This is a genomic window from Macrococcus epidermidis, from assembly GCF_003259695.1.
GTDB classification, from domain to species: Bacteria; Bacillota; Bacilli; order Staphylococcales; family Staphylococcaceae; genus Macrococcoides; species Macrococcoides epidermidis.
Genome location: NZ_PZJH01000001.1, coordinates 1065467 through 1083911 on the forward strand (window position 1 = coordinate 1065467; position 18445 = coordinate 1083911).

The window sequence follows — 18445 nt, forward strand, 5'->3', positions numbered from 1 at the left end:
ATAAATCCTTCTTTCTACTAATTCACTCGAATTAATGATTGTATTTTTGTTGTCATAATATCGATAGCAACTGCATTACTGCCACCTTCAGGTATAATAATGTCAGCATATCGTTTCGTTGGTTCAATGAATTGATTATGCATCGGTCTCACAACAGTTAAATATTGATCAATAACTGATTCCATTGTTCGACCACGCTCTTCTATATCTCTCATCAGTCTTCTTAAAATACGAAGATCTGCATCCGTATCAACATAAATTTTAACATCCATTAAATCACGAAGTGTTTCATTTTCTAAAGCAAAAATGCCTTCTACTATAATAACATCTTTTGGCTCAAATGTAATCGTTTTCTTACTTCTTGTATGATTTGTGTAATCATATGTAGGAACCTTTACAGTCTCACCATTACGTAAATCAATTAAATTTTGAATAAGTAAATCATTATCAAATGCTAAAGGATGATCATAATTGGTCTTTAAACGTTCTTCAAAACTAAGATGATCCTGATTTTTATAATAATAATCCTGCTCGATTAAAGCTACACTGTAGCCTTCTAAATTTTTAAGTATTTTAGAAGTTACTGATGTCTTACCTGAACCAGAACCTCCCGCAATACCGATGATAGTCGTATGCGCCATTAAATTAGTTCCTTCCTCATCATATTCATTGGATAGACTGGATGTTTTACTTTAATTTGTACGATTTGAAGAGGATGACGTGCTGCATCTAATTCTGTCCCCTCTTCATCATATATAACATCGATGACTTGCTTAAAGTTTTCTATTTCAGGACCAAAGAATTCAATTTCCTGTCCTGGTTTAAAATTATTACGTTGCTGAATTGTTGCAATTTGTGTTTCTTCAGAATAGTCTAACACTAATCCACAGAAATCAAAAGGTGTTTTTTTAGACTGTTCATGGCCAAACATTTGCTCTTCAAAACCAGGAACCCCTTCGAAGAATGCACTTGCTGTATCACGATTGGCACATTTATCTAATTCAATTAACCATTTCGGATCAATCTTGAAATTTTCAGGGTCTGCACAATAAGCATCAATTACTTTGCGATAAACAGATACTACTGTAGCGATATAATGAATTGATTTCATACGACCTTCTATCTTCAATGAATCTACGCCGATATCAATCATCTTCGGAATTGACTCAACAAGCTTTAAATCTTTAGGACTCATTGCAAAAGGTGTTGCATCTCCATCATAAACAACATCAAGTTCACCATCATCTACTGTTAATAAATCATAATCCCAGCGACAACTTTGACAACAGCCGCCACGATTTGAATCTCGTGCTGTCATATGGTTACTTAATGTACAACGACCAGAATAAGCAATACACATTGCACCATGAATGAATGCCTCAATCTCGATATCAATTTTTTCTTTCATTTCCTTAATTTCTTCAGCACTCGTTTCACGAGCAAGTACGACACGTTCTAAACCTTCAGACTTCCAGTATTCAACAGCTTTCACGTTTGATAGTGATTGTTGTGTGGAAAGATGTATTTCAAGTTTAGGCGCAACACGTTTACATGTTTCAATGATTAGCGGATCTGCTACGATAATTCCTGACGCTCCAGTTCCTTCAAGTGCGATAAGATAATCTTCTAAACCATCCATATTTTCATCATGCGCAATAATATTGGTCGTAATATAAATTTTAGCACCATATTTATTCGCAAAGTCTACGCCTTCTTTAATTTCTTCAATTGTGAAATTGTCAGCGTTTGAACGTAATCCGTATTCTTGTCCTCCAAGGAATACAGCATCAGCACCGTAATGTACTGCAATTTTTAATTTCTCAAGGTTACCAGCAGGCGCTAATAATTCTGGTTTCTTTATTATTTGTTTTGGTTGTTTAATTTCTAATTCCGTTTTCATCAAATCATTCCTTAATATACAGTTTGTTTAAATAAGAATCCTTGATCCAGTGGACGATGTTCTGGTTGAATTTCTTCAATCATATCTACAAGATCAAATTTAGCATCCTCATATGCTTCGACATCTTCATCATAAAGGTCAAGCGCTTGTCGATATGCTTTTGTCACTGTCGTAATATATTCTTCTGAATGTAATACGCCATCTATTTTAAATGAATCAATCCCAGCTTCAATTAACTCTTCTAATTCTTCGATAACGCAAATGTCATTTGGACTCATAATATGTGTGCCATTACTATCTTCAAAAATTGGATATTTATTATTTCGTTCTTCATCATAAAGTAACATTGCATCTTTAATTTCACGATTTTCAATTTTCATTACTTTATCCTGATACATAAAATAATTACCTAATAAACTACGTTTCGATTGGAACATACATGTCATGCCATGCACTTGCACTTCAATCGCAACATCACTATGCGCTTTAATGTTTAATACTTCATCAAGAGATAACTCACGTGCAAGTACCGCTCGGTTTGCACCACGTTGTCCCCAGTAGTTCACCTGGAAATAATTCGTAACTAAAGTTTCCTGATTCCATTGTAACGGTATCGTATTGCCTAGTTCTCTTTCATACATTACAATTGCAGGATCTCCAAATAAAATTGCGTCTGGTTTTACGACGTGTAAAAATTTCATATAATCTTCAACCGCATCTAAATGTTCATTATGAAATATCCCGTTTACTGCAACATATGCCTTCTTATTGTGTTCATGAATTAAATCTATTGCAGCCTTTAAATCTTCACGATTAAATTCACCTGCCAGACGTAATCCAAATTGTTCTTCTCCGATAACAAATGCATCTGCACCTGCTTCAATTAAATCACTAATATGTGATAAAGATTTAGGTGTTACTAATAATTCTGTCATAATGTACTCCTTTATTTTTTCACTGAAATACTCATTCCATCTCCAATATCAATGAAATTCGTATCAAACGATGTATTTTCACTTAGCCATGTATTATATTTTTCAATTTTACGCACCATCTGTTTAATATTTCTACTGCGCACAATTTCAATATTGCCTACAAAATCGTGATATAAAATATTATCAGTAATAATTAAACCGCCTTTTCGGACTAATGGACTGTATAACTCAAAAAACTTTAATGATTGCGCCTTAGCAGCATCGATAAATAATATATCATATTCTGTGTCGCTCACCTCATCAAATGCTTCAAGCGCATCTTTAAAGATCGGGCGAATTTGGTGTGCTTTGTTATATTGTTCAATATGCTTCAAAGCATATTGATACATTGTTTCATTACGTTCAATCGTTGTGATATGAATATTATCTTTTACTGATGCAAAATGTAATGCACTATATCCAATTGCTGTACCGATTTCTAGTACTGACTTCGCATGATGTATGCGAATCAACTGTTTGACGAATTCTACTGATATTTTATCCATAATTGGCACGTCATTTTCTTTTGCGACTTCAATTAAATCATCGATTGTACTGATTGGATTTAATCTACTGATATATGTCTCTTCTTTTATCAATTAAAACAATCCTTTAACGAAAAAATTACCAACCACAAAGGCTGGTAGTAGTGTTTTATATTTTCATGATATTGTACCATAAAACAACCAAAATTGTAATAGTAAAATTACAACTTGATAAAATCAAAAAAGAATAGGACAAAATATCCTATTCTTATTGCTGACTATCAATATGTTTATCTTTAAGTTGCAGATGTTCTTCATATGTTTTAGAGAAATAGTTCTTACCGTCTTTTGCTGCTAAGAAGTATAAATAATTTGTCTTTGCAGGATTTAAGACACTTTCCATTGATTCTTTACCACTTGTTGCAATCGGCCCAGGTGGTAAACCTGTATTGATGTACGTGTTATAAGGGGATTGAACTTTCAAATCTGCTTCATATGTAACAGCTTTATGACGACCTAGCGCATATAATACTGTAGGGTCTGTCTGCAGTGGCATGGCAGGGTTTGCTTCCATACGATTAATAAATACTGATGCAATCTTCGCTCGATCTGTTAGTCCTGTCGCTTCTCTTTCAACTAATGATGAGAATGTCAGGAATTCATGGAACGTTAGTCGCTTTTCAGCACCAGCTTCTGTCAATAAAATGCCACCATATTTATCCCATAACGGAAAAGCATTTTCTTCAGTCGCTGTTAGCATTTTATCAACGATTTCTTCAGTCGTAGGATTCTTTTCAGTAAAATCATATGTCGCAGGATATAAATAGCCTTCTAAAGGTACTTTAATATCTTTATTAAAGACCTCTTTTGTAATTAACTTCGGATGTTTCTTCTGCATCTTTTTAATGAAAGCAGGATTATTTACCTCTTTAACAAAATCCGCTTTATTAATTGAAGTTTTCTTTTCAACAATCTCACCGATTTGATCGATTGTAATACCTTCAGGAACATTCATTTTAAAGACAACTGGAATGTAAACTTCACCTTTTTGAAGACTTTTTGAAATTTGTTTAAACGTCATAGAAGGCGATAATTCATAATTTCCTGCCTGGAAATTAGAAATATTATTAAACTTCAAATAATACTTGAACATCGTACTACTTTTAATGATTTTTTCTTTTTCTAATTTTTCTCCAATCATCGTTGCAGACTCACCAGGTAATATTTCTATCTTAGTAGTAGACTTATCATCTGGATTCAGTGGCTTTTGGCTAGAGCTAATATAAAAATAACTACCAACTGCTAAAATACACACGCCTATTAAAATAATTCCGATAATGATAGAAGAAAGAAGTTTAGAGAAAGATTTTGAATCTCTAATTTCTTTGTTTCTATTCGACATAATCAAACTCCTTTAAGATTAAAGCTCTTCTTCATCAAAGTTAGTGTTTACGAATTCTTCAATCATATCCCATTCTTCATCTGTTTCGATTGGAATTAATTTTCCGCCTTCTCCTTCGCTATCAGGTACATTGATCATTGGAATTAATTCGATTTCTTCCTCTTCATCTGAACCTTCTTCAGCTAAGATAACATATTCTTTCTCAAATCCTGGGTGTCTAAAACTTACTAATTTGCGGTATAATACTTGATTACCTTCTTCATCATAAAGTTCTAATAATTCTACTTCTTCATTAATATCTAGCGTCTCCTGATTGTTCATTTCTTCTGTCATTTTAATCATCCTTTTTATTTTGAATTTAAATACCCTTGTAATATGAAAACTGCAGCCATCTTATCAATGACCTGCTTTCTTTTCTTGCGTGAAACATCCGCTTCTAACAGTGTTCTTTCAGCACCAACTGTCGATAAACGTTCGTCCCACATTACTATTGTAATGTCAGGACAAACTGCTTTCAACATTTCACTAAATCGAATTGATGCTTCTCCCCTTGGTCCTACTGAATTATTCATATTTTTAGGTAATCCAATAACGGCAGTATCAACATTATTTTCATCTATGATCTTTTTGAGTTCGGCTATCCCAAACTCTTCATTTGCTTCATCGATGCGGAGTGTAGTAAGACCTTGCGCAGTCCAACCCATGGCATCACTTAATGCAACACCAATCGTTTTAGAACCAACATCTAAACCGATAACTTTATTCATTACCTTTTTTCTCAGTTTGAATATAGTTTGATACAAGTTGTTCCATAATATCGTCACGATCTAAACGTCGGATTTGATTTCTGGCATCATTATGTCTTGGAATATAAGCTGGATCTCCTGATAATAGGTAACCAACGATTTGATTGATCGGGCTATATCCTCTTTCTTCTAAAGTATTATAAACATTCAATAATACAGTTCTTACTTCTTCTTTCGGTAGTTCATCAAAGTTGAACTTCATTGTTTTATCGAAATTTTCCACTGCAATACACTCCTTTGTATGACATTTGTTCAATAATATCATACTATAAAACAATTTTTAATTACAATGTATTAATATAATCCTTCACAAATTGTAATGCTGTTGTAATACCAGCTGGATCATTTGCTGCACCTTGAGCAGAATCAGGACGGCCGCCACCTTTACCGCCAGTTGCATTTGCAACACCTTTTATAATGTCTCCAGCCTTCACTTGTGACGTTTTATCTTTTGGTACACTCGCCATATAATTTAACTTGTCATTTGCTGCAGCGATAAAGATTACTGCATCCTGTAATTTTGATCTATAGTCATCCATAAGTTCACGCAGCATTTTATTATCTTCTGCATCTACTTCCACTGCTAATAACTTAAGTCCGTTAATTTCTTCAACTTGTTCTGTTATGTCACCCATCTTAAGAGATGCTACTGCTTTATTCAATTCAGTGATTGTTTTTTCCTGACCACGAATCGTAGCTGTTAATTCATCAATCTTACCTGCTAATTGTTCTTTCTGTTTTACTTTCACTTTTGGTAAAATGTCATTCACTGTATTTTGATATGTTGATAAATATTCAAATGCTGCTTTGCTTGTTACGGCTTCAATACGACGTACACCAGCCCCTGTACCTGATTCAGACACTATCTTGAATAAACCTATTTCACCAGTATTGCGTACATGCACACCACCACATAGCTCAATTGAATAATCACTCATTTCAACAACACGAACGATATCACCATATTTTTCACCGAATAAAGCCATCGCACCTTTTTCTTTTGCTTCTTTTATCGGCATTTCATTGATTTCAACCGGTAGATTTGCCCATATTTTTTCATTTACGATACGTTCAATTTTTTCTATTTCTTCTTGTGTAACTGGACCGAAATGAGAAAAGTCAAAGCGAAGTCGTTCTGGTGTTACTAATGAACCAGCCTGATTAACGTGTGTGCCTAAAACATCTTTTAATGCCTGATGCATTAAATGCGTCGCACTATGGTTTTTAATTACAAATGTTCTGAAGTTTGGATCTACTTGCGTCTTCACTTTAGCACCAACAGTTACTTTACCGAAACGAACTGTTCCTGTGTGCAGATTCTGGCCATTTGGGGCCTTCGTAACCTCGGTAACCTCAATCTCAAATTCTTCATTTGAAACAATCCCTGTATCAGCAATTTGTCCACCACTTACAGCATAAAATGGTGTCTCAGTAAGGATAAACTGTATTGTATCTTCTTTTGAAGCATCTACACTTTCACCGTTTTCCACAATCGCTACTACTTGTGTTTCATTTGATAAAGTATCATAACCAACGAATTTACTTTCAACTTTAATATTCGATAACACTTCATTTTGAACCTGCATACTTTGCGTCTTTTGTCGTGATTCTCGCGCACGTGTACGCTGTGCTTCCATAGCCATTTCGAATCCTTCATGATCAACTGCAATACCTGCTTCTTCAGCTAATTCTTCAGTTAATTCCACAGGGAAACCGAATGTATCATACAATTTGAATACATCTTCGCCTTTTAATCGTTTATCTGAATTTTGTGCAGCTTCTTTTAATGCATTGAAATGTACTAAACCTTCTTCAAGTGTTTCATGGAATCTATCTTCTTCAGATTTAATTACTTTTTTAATGAAATCTTTATTTTTATCTACATTTGGATAATATGGTTTCATAATGCTTGCTACGATATCAACAAGCTCATACATGAAAGGTTTATTAATATTTAATTTCTGAGCGAAACGAACTGCACGGCGTAGTAAACGACGTAATACATAGCCACGCCCTTCATTTGATGGTAGTGCACCATCTCCAATTGCAAAGCTTACTGTACGGATATGGTCTGCAATCACTTTGAAAGCAATATCATCTTCTTTATTAGTACGATATTTTTTCCCTGAAATTTGTTCTGTTGCTTCTATAATCGGCATAAATAAATCTGTATCATAGTTTGTCGGAACATCTTGAGAAATAGAAGCCATACGCTCTAATCCCATCCCTGTATCTATGTTTTGCTTAGGAAGCGGTGAATATGTGTGATCAGGATTATGGTTGAACTCAGAGAACACTAAGTTCCATACTTCTAAATAACGCTCGTTTTCTCCACCTGGATACATTTCTTCTGCAGGATCATCTTGGCCATAGCTCTCTCCACGATCATAGAAAATTTCAGTATTCGGACCACTCGGACCTTCTCCGATATCCCAGAAGTTTCCTTCAATACGTGTAATACGGTCATCAGTTAAACCGATATCATTAACCCAGAAATCATACGCTTCAGTATCTTCCGGATGAATAGTAACGTATAATTTTTCTGGTTCAATCGCCATCCAGCGCTCACTCGTTAAGAATTCCCATGCAAATTCAATTGCTTCTTTCTTAAAGTAATCACCAATAGAGAAATTCCCTAACATTTCAAAGAATGTATGGTGACGTGCCGTAAATCCTACATTTTCAATATCATTTGTACGGATTGATTTTTGTGCATTTGTGATACGTGGATTTTTTGGAATAACACGGCCATCGAAATATTTCTTAAGCGTTGCTACACCTGAGTTAATCCATAGAAGTGTGTCGTCATCTATTGGTACTAAAGGTGCTGAAGGTTCAATCATATGTCCTTTCTCTACAAAAAAGTCTAAATACATTTGTCTAATTTCTGCTGCAGTTAATCGTTTCATTATTATCTTCTCCTTTAAAATAAAAAAATACACGTTATCCCTAAAAAAGGGACGAACGTGTTCGCGGTACCACCCTAGTTATGACAAAGTCATCACTCGATTAATATTCGAAATTATAAGATAAAGTAGCTTCAGTAATATCAAGCATATCTTTCACCAACCGATATGTCTCTAAGTCTTGAGGGATTACCTACTCAGCTTTAAATTTGAATTAGTTAAATTATAATTGAATCATATGCTTATCGTCAACTTAAACATAATCATATGGAGATATATCTCCCATATTAATCATCGGTGAAACTAGATGCATATTCTCTTCGGTCATTTCACCAACCTGAAATGGTAATTTTTTAAATACTTCATTTTCATTATTTTCATCAGTATCGATGTCGCTTTTTACAATGTCTTTTTGATCATCTGTGCTAAAATAATCCATTAAAAATTGATAAAAAGAAGTGAATCTGGCATTGCCTAATCTTTTTATACCATCATTGAAGGCATTAACATCACCGCAAAAGATAAGTGACTGTTTCGCACGTGTTAATCCTGTATATAATATATTTTTCTGCAGCATTCTATAGTACTGATTGACAACAGGCATAATGACAATCGGAAATTCTGATCCTTGCGCTTTATGAATAGAACAACAATATGCATGGGTAATTTCAATTAAATCAGCTTTTGTATACGTTACTTCATTCCCATCATAATCTACAATGACAACATCCTTATTCAGTGCATTTTCTGCTGCTTTAAAGATACCTACGATTTCTCCGATGTCTCCGTTGAATACACTATCTTCAGGTCGGTTAACAAGCTGTAAAACTTTATCGTGATTTCTAAAGACAATATCACCAAATTCCATTTCGCGCTTTTTTTCTTCTGGTGGATTTAAAATTTTCTGTAAAACTTTATTCAATGCACGAATCCCTGCATTACCTCGATATATTGGTGCGAGCACCTGAATATCCCGCATATCGTAACCTTTATTAACAGCTGATGTTACGATTTTCTCGATAACTTCTGGAATTTGATCCGTTTGACATGGAATAAAACTTCTATCACTGTATCGTTTTGTGATATCGAATGGTTCATTTCGTTTAATCTGATGTGCCAGTTCTACGATAGAAGAGCCTTCCTGCTGACGATAAACTTCATTCAGTTCAATCTGAGGAATAATTTGAGACTCTATTAAATCTTTAAATACTTGTCCTGGACCTACGGATGGCAACTGGTCCTGATCACCTACAAAAATAATCTGAGCGTCATTTGGTACTGCTTTCATCAATTGAAACATTAACCACGTGTCAACCATAGACATCTCATCGATAATGATAAGCTTTGCAGTAATTTCATTTTCCAGAATATCATCAGGCTTATTATCTCGGGTCCAACCGATCAGTCTATGAATCGTTGTTGCTTCCAATCCTGTTGATTCATAAAGTCGTTTCGATGCACGACCTGTTGGTGCTGCGACAACAACGGGAAAGTCCTGACCATCATAATCATTATAGTCAAGACTTAATCCATGCAGTTCTGCATAAAGTGTCACAATACCTCTTACAACTGTTGTTTTCCCAGTACCAGGACCACCAGATAAAATCATCAGTTTACTATGCATCGCCTGCATTAGTGCTTCCTTCTGTTTTTCTGCATATGACACTTCAAATAACTGTTCAATCTCCCCAATAGCAAGCATTATTTCAGATTGTTCAAATTGCTTAAGTTGATTTTGATGATTCATTAATCTGTGTAATACTTGAACGGTCTTTGTTTCAGAATAAAATAAACTAGGTATATAAATATTTTTTTCATGTTCGACAAGTAATTTTTTCTCTTCGCAAAGTTCAGTTAATGCATTTACTAATGCATCGGGGTTAACATCAGAACCATTCTTTGTTAATAGATTGAAGCTTGTCTCGAGTAAAATCTGATCCGGAATGTAAGTATGACCATTCTGTAATGATGCCTGCTCCATACCATAGACTAATGCTGCTTTTAATCGTTCAGGATGATTGTTATCTATACCGATATGACGGGCTAATTCATCAGCTTTGTTAAAACCTATACCTTCGATATCCATCACTAATTGATAAGGTGATTCATTTATTACTCTTATCGTATCGTCTTTGTAAAACTGATAGATTTTCATTGCAAGCTGTGGTCCAAAGCCCCAATCATTTAATTGAATCATTACTTTCTCAATCGCTTGGTTTTCATTGATTGTATTGTAAATTAAATCTTTTTTATCTTGTGATAATTTCGGAATTTGATCCAGACTGCTTTTATCATCTAAAATAATATTCAATGCATCTTCGCCAAGTATTTCAACAATTGTACGTGCTGTTTTTTTGCCGACACCTTTAAATAGGTCACTAGAAAGATAATGAATGATGCCGTCTTTTGACTGTGGTAAATCCTTCTCAAATTTCTCTGCCTGTAATTGTTTCCCATACTTAGCGTGTAACATAATCTTTCCGGTAAATGTATAAGTGTCACCCTCTGCAATTTGAGGTAGGAAACCTGTAACCGTCACTTCATCATCAAAATCTTCATTTGTATCGATTACCTCGGCTTTTAATACCGTATAAAAGTTATCGTTATTCTGAAAAAGTATACGGATAATAGTGCCTTTAACATAAGATTGATCAAATAAAGTGGCGTTCTCCAAGTTTATTCCTCCTTCATTGCTTTGAATGTTTTCAGTGCATGGCCAGCGAGCAGATGATCAGGCTTAATGTCAATAACACGCTCAAATTCAACAATCGCTGCGTCTATATTTTCTGTCATCATATAATCTGCAAGTGCCTTATTATAAATCGCGTCTGTATGATCTGGATTATCACTTAATACACGCGCTAAAGTCTTTGATGCTTCTTCAAACATATTCATCTGACACATCACAAGACCATATTGGAATGTTATCTCATTGTCATCCGGTTTGAGTTCATGTGCACGCATTAAGAATGGTAATGCTGACGCGAAATCACTTAGATTAACAAATGACATACCGAGCATATAGTATGTATCACCATCTTCCAGTCCATTTTCAATGGCTTTATGATACAATTTCACCGCTTCTTCAAATCGATCCGCATTGTAATATATATTAGCCAGACCATAGTATGCACCACCATGTGTCGGGTCTACAGTAATAGCTTTTTGAAAGAAACGTTCTGCTTCAATCGATTGATTTGAATCCAGAAGAATCGTTCCCATATTAATATAATGTGTCACTTCTTCAGGTTCTTCATCAATTGCTTCTATAAGTATTTTTAGTGCTTCTTCATATTGTTTCGTTTCAATCAGTTGCATTAAATGTTCGTCATTCATTAGCGTTCTCCTCTATTATATTCATTGTATTATTATATCAAAAAATAAAAAAGAAGACATTGCTGTCTCCTTTGAAATTTATTGTGTCACCACATATGTTAACTGACCAGAATTTTTAAATACTTCATCAATCGTTGCACCACCTAGACAAACTTCGTCCTGATAGAATACCACTGCCTGACCAGGTGTGATTGCTCTCACGGGTTCCGCAAAAATCACTTTAACCGTATTGTCATCGATACGTTCAACAGTAACCTTTGTATCCTTTTGACGATATCTGAATTTAGCCGTACATTCAAATCCATTAGACAAATCAATATCATTGATAAATGAGACGTCAGATGCAATCAAGTAGTCACTGTATAATGCTTCGTGGTCAAATCCTTGCTCAACATACAATACATTGTCTTTTAAATTTTTACCGACAACAAACCATGGATCGCCATCTCCACCGATACCTAACCCATGACGTTGTCCAATGGTATAGTACATTAATCCTGAGTGTTCTCCCATTTCAATGCCATCTAAAGTCATCATTTTACCGTTTTGTGCAGGAAGATAACCGCTTAAAAACGTTTTGAAGTTACGTTCTCCAATAAAACAGATACCTGTAGAATCTTTCTTTTTAGCAGTTGCTAAGTCATTGTTTATAGCGATTTCACGTACTTCTGGTTTTTGCAGATGCCCTAAAGGAAACATGACATGTTGTAACTGATCTTGTGATAACTGGTTTAAGAAATATGTTTGGTCCTTGTTATTATCAACACCACGTAACATTTCAACGGTACCGTCATCATTACGACGAATTTGAGCATAATGCCCTGTAGCGACAAAATCCGCACCTAACGCTAATGCATGATCTAGAAATGCCTTAAACTTAATCTCTTTATTACACATTACATCCGGATTTGGCGTTCTGCCTTTTTTATATTCATCAAGAAAGTATGTAAAAACTTTATCCCAGTATTCTTTTTCGAAATTTACTGCATAATAAGGGATGCCGATTTGATTACAAACACGGATAACATCTTCATAATCCTCTGTTGCAGTACATACACCAAATTCATCAGTATCATCCCAGTTTTTCATAAAGATACCGATAACGTCATAGCCTTGTTCTTTTAGTAATAATGCAGTTACTGAGCTATCAACGCCACCACTCATTCCAACTACTACTTTAGTTTTTTCATTTGTCATTCTTATCTACTCATTTCTATTCATTTCATAAATTTTTTTAATTTGTAATGCAATATAATCAATATCTTCTTCTGTCATTTGATGTGAAAAACTAAAACGTATCGACTGTTTTGTACGTGGATGTTCACCAAACATTGCAGTAAGTACATGACTCGGTTCTATACTACCAGCAGTACATGCAGAACCACTTGATACATACACGCCATTCATATCAAGGATTGTAAGCATTTTCTCAACATCGCTGAATGGAAAATATAGATTAGTGATGTGAGGTAATGATGCATTTATATCACCATTCAATTCAAATGGAATATCGTAAGACTGAAGCGCGTTAATAAAATGTTGTTTCAATTGTATCAATTTTAAACTTGATTGTTCAATATTATCTGTAGCCATTTCTAATGCTTTTGCCATACCACTAATATATGCGATATTTTCTGTACCCGCTCGACGTTTAGTCTCCTGTGCGCCTCCAAGCTGCTGAAATTGTAATGGCGTCTTATCTTTCACATATAGTAATCCCACACCTTTTGGGCCATAGAACTTATGTGCAGTGAGGGTAAATAAATCTACGTTTAGTGACTTTAAATCGATCGGCATATGACCAATCGTCTGAACGCCATCAGTATGAAATATTGCCTGATGCTCTTTTAATAGTTCAGCCATTTCGTCAACTGATTGAACAGTACCGACTTCGTTGTTTCCAAACATAATAGAAACTAATATCGTATCTTCACGAAGTGCATCTTTCAATTTATCAACTGCTACAAAGCCTTGTGCATCCACAGGTAAATATGTGACTTCATACCCTTCTTTTTCAAGTTGCTCAAAGACGTGTAATACAGAGTGATGCTCAATAGAAGAGGTAATCAAATGTTTACCCTTATGCTGATTCTGGTATGCAATACCTTTAATCGCCAGATTATTCGATTCAGTGGCACCACTAGTAAAGACAATTTCTCTTGGTGATGCGTTCAATATTTTTGCAATTTTCATGCGTGACTGATCTAAAATTCTACGACCATCACGTCCGATATGATGTATTGACGAAGCATTACCAAAGTGATCAGTTAATACTTCATTTATTTCAGATACAACTTCCGGCGCAACATTAGTAGTTGCTGCATAGTCTGCATATACCTTCATGATTTATGAACATCCTTTCAAATTTTTCAATAACTTATCTTAACACCCTTTAAGAAAAAAAACTATCTAATTAACTTAATTGTAAAAATTGTAAAGATTCTCATTTTGAAAAATACTTTAACGATTTTCTACTATATATAAATAGGAGGAGATTTCATTTGGAACGAATCATATTAGAAATTCTAAATAGCCGTGATGTTGACTTTGACCAATCAAAAAAACTAGAAAAGTTACGATTAGGTAATGATGGAGAACAAAACGTTCGAGGAATCATAGCACAATTTGAAGAAATCGACGCAATTCATGATATTTTATTTGAAGTTGATGGCAGTTATTTTCAAATAGACCATCTGATTATATCGGGTAATCATTTGATTATTTTTGATGCTAAATATTATAGTACCGACGTTTACATCAAGAATGGTGAATGGTATTTAGATGATTTACAAATAAAGAATCCTTTGACGAGTTTGAATAATACCGTAAATCAGCATTTGAAAAAGTTACTCTATTATCATGGCATGCAATTAAAAATTTATGGCTATATAATATGGTGTAATGAAAATGCCTATATATATGGTTTGGAGAAAAAGTTACCGATTATTCAATTGAATCGATTGGAGGAATGTCTTCAAAAATTATCGCGACATCGCGTATCAATGTATACTGCTGCCGATATTTTCGAACTACGTTCGCGATATAACCCTTTCCTGAAACACTATCCTGAGAAATTAGATACTTTGAAGAAAGGTTTGAATTGTCCTAAATGTTTCAGTCTACTCGGAGAACGCAGTCGAAAAAAATATATTTGTCGCAGTTGTGGAGAATCATATCATTTAGCAGACATAGTATTCAAAAATTTACAGTATTATTGTCTGGTGAAGGGAGATAATGCTTTTGATAATATAAAGTTTCATAAATTCATAGGTGAAGTTATTAACAAAAGAACTTTAGAGAAGTATTTTACGAAATGGAAGCAACAAAATTCTATTATTTATATTAAAAAATTAAAATATCGACTTAATGATTCATATTTTTAAAAAATTAAATATATTAGTGCAATTTCCAACTTGTATTAGTGCATCTTACCGTTTATTCATTCGGTTATTCGTTTACTCTGACGGTAGCGCACTATTTTCATTTTTTTCACTCGGTTATTCGTTTACTCTGACGTTAGCGTATTATTTTGATTTTTTTCACTCAGTTATTCGTTTACTCTGACGTTAGCGTATTATTTGGATTTTTTTCACTCAGTTATTCGTTTACTCTGACGTTAGCGCACTATTTTTGATTTATATCTCTCAGTTGGTCGTTTGCTCTAACTCGAACATATTATAGTTAGAGTATTATATCAATTATTCGTTCAATATACAGGTATAACTCCCACAAGCATATAATTATCATAATTACCGATCTAAGTGCTAAACTATCGGTACTAAATTAAAAGGAGTTAATTATATGTCTAATCTTAATATTCCTATTTCTATTTTGAATTTAGCGCCAGTACGAAAAGGAGATACGAACAAGGATGCAATCGATCAGGTGGTATCACTGGCTCAACTGGCTGAAGAACTAGGTTATAACCGCTACTGGATTGCTGAGCACCATAATACACCGAGCCTTGTGAGTTCAGCAACAGTAGTACTAATTAATCATGTCCTTCAACATACAAAATCAATACAGGTTGGTTCAGGTGGAATCATGTTACCTAACCATGCACCACTCGTTGTAGCAGAACAATTTGGTACGATGGCAACAATTTATCCTGATCGATTGAATCTTGGATTAGGTCGTGCACCTGGTACGGATATGATGACTGCGAGTGCTCTACGTCGCGACCGTCATGATAGTGTATATACTTTTCCTGAAGAAATTCAGGAATTGTTAAAGTATTTTGGACCTGAAGAAAAACAAGGATTTGTAAAAGCTTATCCTGGTGCTGACACAAATGTACCGATATTTGTACTTGGTTCTTCAACTGATTCAGCACATCTTGCAGCACGTCTCGGTTTACCTTATGCGTTTGCCGGACACTTTGCACCGGAACAGATGAAAGAAGCGATCGCAATTTATCGCAATCTTTTCCAGAAGTCTGAATATCTGGACAAACCTTATGTTATGGTCGGTACGAATGTGATTATCGGTGAAACTGATGAAGAAGCTGATTATCTGGCGACTTCCACGCATCAATTTTTCTTAAGTGTAATCCGAAATGCAAGACAACCGCTTCAACCACCAGTAGAAGATATGGATGCGATTTGGAGTCCACAAGAAAAACAAATGGCATTGTCTCGTACTCAAACTGGTTTTGTAGGTTCTAAAGAAACTGTAAAACAAAAATTACAAGCTTTTCAAAATGAATTCAATGTCGATGAATTTATTGTGGTTAGTTATATCTATGATCTTGAAAAACAACATCAAAGTTTCAGATGGTTAAAAGAAATTACAGAAGAAAAATAGTTATCGCATCTGCGATAACTATTTTTTTGATTATCCCTATATGTAGAACATGTAACCTTCGATAATATCCTCTTCTTTATAGTTCATTAAATCTTCCAAAGTCGTTTCATCCAGTACTTTTTTTACAGCATCGCGAATATCAATCCACAATTGCTTTTGAGCTGGTGGTTCATCTTCAATGCCTTCTACTGGTGTAATTGGGCCTTCAAGTAATCGGATAATATCTGCTGCTGTCACTTCTTTAGGGGCTTTCATTAACATGTAACCACCTTTTGCACCTCTTACGCTTTTAATGAGACCAGCATTTCTTAACGGTCCTACAAGTTGTTCTAAATACAGATCACTGAGATTATTTTCTTCTGCGATAATTTTTAATGATACAGGTTTCGTCTGATATCGTTTAGCAAGGGATATCATCAAAGTTAAACCGTATCTACCTTTAGTTGAAATCTTCATAATTATTACGCCCCTTTTCAATAAATCAATTTTATCACATTTTGACTTAAAATAAGGTACACTTTTATTAAAGGAGTGAATAATATATTGGAACCTTTAGCATATAGAATGCGTCCTTCTTCTATTGATGAAGTCATTGGACAGCAGCATCTTGTTGGTGAACAAGGAATTATTCGTAGAATGGTCAATGCTAAAAGACTTTCTTCAATGATTCTTTACGGACCTCCTGGTGTCGGTAAAACAAGTATTGCCAAAGCAATTGCAGGCAGTACGGCAGTGAAATTCAGACAATTAAACGCAGTAACCAATACAAAAAAAGATATGCAAATGATTGCAGAAGAAGCTAAAATGAGTGGACAAGTTATCCTCCTTTTAGATGAAATTCATCGACTAGATAAAGGGAAACAGGATTTTCTATTGCCTCATCTTGAAAATGGTCAAATTATATTAATCGGTGCAACAACGAGTAATCCATATCATGCAATCAATCCTGCGATCAGATCAAGAACACAAATATTTGAGCTTTATCCTTTAACAGAAGCCGACATTAAAACAGCACTACTTCGTGCGATAAACGATAAGGAAAAAGGTTATGGTAATGATGATATCGAAATTGATGAAGCAGCAATCAATCATTTCGTGCAAAGTGCTCAAGGGGATATTAGAACGAGCTTAAATGCATTAGAGCTGGCAATCCTTTCATCTGAAACTAAAAATCCAATAAAAATCACATTAAAAGATGCGAAGGATTGTTTACAGAAATCCAGCTTTCAATTCGATAAAGACGGTGATATGCACTATGACTTGATGAGTGCGTTCCAAAAATCTATTCGTGGTAGTGATGTAGATGCAGCACTGCATTATCTTGCGCGCCTCATCGAAGGTGGCGATTTACCGACAATAGCCAGACGCTTACTGGTCATCAGTTACGAAGATATCGGACTCGCATCTCCTTCAGCAGGCTCAAGGACGCTTGCTGCGATTGAATCTGCTGAACGACTTGGATTTCCCGAAGCACGCATACCACTTGCGCAAGCTGTCATCGAACTTTGCTTATCACCGAAATCAAACTCTGGCATCTCCGCAATTGACGCTGCTTTATCTGATGTACGAAGCGGCAAAATTGGTGCCATCCCTAAACACTTAAAAGATGCACACTATCAAGGTGCGAAAGATTTAGGGAATGGTGTGGGCTATCAATATCCTCATAGCGTACCATCAGGGTTTATCGCTCAACAATATTTACCGGATACACTAAAGAAAAAGCAATACTATGTACCAAAGAGCACTAGTAAAGCAGAACAACAATTCAAACAAATTTACGATAATATTAAACAACAACAAAACAAGCATTGAGTTAAATCACTCAATGCTTGT

General features: G+C 34.8%; 17 protein-coding genes. 3 read left to right on the forward strand and 14 right to left on the reverse strand.

All coding sequences use genetic code 11. The features are described from left to right. Window positions 1–17: 17 nt before the first annotated feature. The 13 genes from udk to BHU61_RS05700 all read right to left on the reverse strand — a co-directional run bounded on the left by udk (window position 18) and on the right by BHU61_RS05700 (window position 14152). Window positions 18–641: a uridine kinase gene (gene udk, locus BHU61_RS05640; RefSeq protein ID WP_096076294.1), complete on the reverse strand. Its 624-nt coding sequence runs from the start codon at window positions 639–641 to the stop codon at window positions 18–20. After that, on the reverse strand, window positions 641–1900 hold the full coding sequence (locus tag BHU61_RS05645; protein ID WP_111715259.1) for a peptidase U32 family protein: 1260 nt from the start codon (window positions 1898–1900) through the stop codon (window positions 641–643). The genes udk and BHU61_RS05645 overlap by 1 nt, the downstream gene beginning before the upstream one ends. 11 nt (window positions 1901–1911) lie before the next feature. After that, the gene (locus tag BHU61_RS05650; protein WP_099578557.1) at window positions 1912–2835 is read right to left on the reverse strand and encodes a peptidase U32 family protein; all 924 of its coding nucleotides are present in this window, start codon (window positions 2833–2835) and stop codon (window positions 1912–1914) included. An 11-nt stretch (window positions 2836–2846) separates the two neighbouring features. After that, entirely contained in the window at window positions 2847–3473 is a 627-nt protein-coding gene (locus BHU61_RS05655; RefSeq protein ID WP_111715261.1) for an O-methyltransferase, read from the reverse strand. Between the two features lie 154 nt (window positions 3474–3627). Then, a complete protein-coding gene (mltG, locus tag BHU61_RS05660) occupies window positions 3628–4761 on the reverse strand; it encodes an endolytic transglycosylase MltG (RefSeq protein ID WP_242444220.1) in 1134 nt (377 codons plus the stop codon). An 18-nt stretch (window positions 4762–4779) separates the two neighbouring features. Next, window positions 4780–5094, reverse strand: a complete 315-nt coding sequence (locus BHU61_RS05665; RefSeq protein WP_111715263.1) for a DUF1292 domain-containing protein — start codon at window positions 5092–5094, stop codon at window positions 4780–4782. A 14-nt stretch (window positions 5095–5108) separates the two neighbouring features. Next, complete coding sequence (gene ruvX / locus BHU61_RS05670; protein WP_099578561.1) at window positions 5109–5528, reverse strand: Holliday junction resolvase RuvX; 420 nt, start codon at window positions 5526–5528, stop codon at window positions 5109–5111. Then, entirely contained in the window at window positions 5521–5790 is a 270-nt protein-coding gene (locus BHU61_RS05675; RefSeq protein ID WP_099578563.1) for an IreB family regulatory phosphoprotein, read from the reverse strand. Before BHU61_RS05675 ends, ruvX begins: the two co-directional genes overlap by 8 nt. 61 nt (window positions 5791–5851) lie before the next feature. Continuing rightward, window positions 5852–8476: an alanine--tRNA ligase gene (alaS, locus tag BHU61_RS05680; RefSeq protein WP_111715264.1), complete on the reverse strand. Its 2625-nt coding sequence runs from the start codon at window positions 8474–8476 to the stop codon at window positions 5852–5854. Window positions 8477–8726: 250 nt separating this feature from the next. After that, a complete protein-coding gene (gene recD2 / locus BHU61_RS05685) occupies window positions 8727–11147 on the reverse strand; it encodes an SF1B family DNA helicase RecD2 (RefSeq protein ID WP_111715266.1) in 2421 nt (806 codons plus the stop codon). 2 nt (window positions 11148–11149) lie between these two features. Then, on the reverse strand, window positions 11150–11809 hold the full coding sequence (locus tag BHU61_RS05690; RefSeq protein ID WP_111715268.1) for a tetratricopeptide repeat protein: 660 nt from the start codon (window positions 11807–11809) through the stop codon (window positions 11150–11152). 78 nt (window positions 11810–11887) lie between these two features. Next, a complete protein-coding gene (gene mnmA, locus BHU61_RS05695; RefSeq protein WP_111715269.1) occupies window positions 11888–13006 on the reverse strand; it encodes a tRNA 2-thiouridine(34) synthase MnmA in 1119 nt (372 codons plus the stop codon). A 6-nt stretch (window positions 13007–13012) separates the two neighbouring features. Then, on the reverse strand, window positions 13013–14152 hold the full coding sequence (locus BHU61_RS05700; protein ID WP_111715271.1) for a cysteine desulfurase family protein: 1140 nt from the start codon (window positions 14150–14152) through the stop codon (window positions 13013–13015). Window positions 14153–14310: 158 nt separating this feature from the next. On the opposite strand from BHU61_RS05700, the gene BHU61_RS05705 reads away from it, so the two are divergent. Together BHU61_RS05705 and BHU61_RS05710 are read left to right on the forward strand one after the other, a co-directional pair. Continuing rightward, window positions 14311–15192 carry a nuclease-related domain-containing protein gene (locus BHU61_RS05705; protein ID WP_170122463.1) on the forward strand — a complete coding sequence of 294 codons (882 nt, stop codon included), beginning with the start codon at window positions 14311–14313 and terminating at the stop codon, window positions 15190–15192. A gap of 418 nt (window positions 15193–15610) precedes the next feature. Then, the gene (locus BHU61_RS05710) at window positions 15611–16612 is read left to right on the forward strand and encodes an LLM class flavin-dependent oxidoreductase (protein WP_111715274.1); all 1002 of its coding nucleotides are present in this window, start codon (window positions 15611–15613) and stop codon (window positions 16610–16612) included. A gap of 36 nt (window positions 16613–16648) precedes the next feature. On the opposite strand, the gene cymR is transcribed toward BHU61_RS05710, so the two are convergent. Then, window positions 16649–17068, reverse strand: a complete 420-nt coding sequence (cymR, locus tag BHU61_RS05715; RefSeq protein ID WP_099580130.1) for a cysteine metabolism transcriptional regulator CymR — start codon at window positions 17066–17068, stop codon at window positions 16649–16651. A 108-nt stretch (window positions 17069–17176) separates the two neighbouring features. Between cymR and BHU61_RS05720 the strand changes: the two genes are divergently transcribed. After that, complete coding sequence (locus tag BHU61_RS05720; protein WP_111715542.1) at window positions 17177–18424, forward strand: replication-associated recombination protein A; 1248 nt, start codon at window positions 17177–17179, stop codon at window positions 18422–18424. Window positions 18425–18445 lie beyond the last annotated feature (21 nt).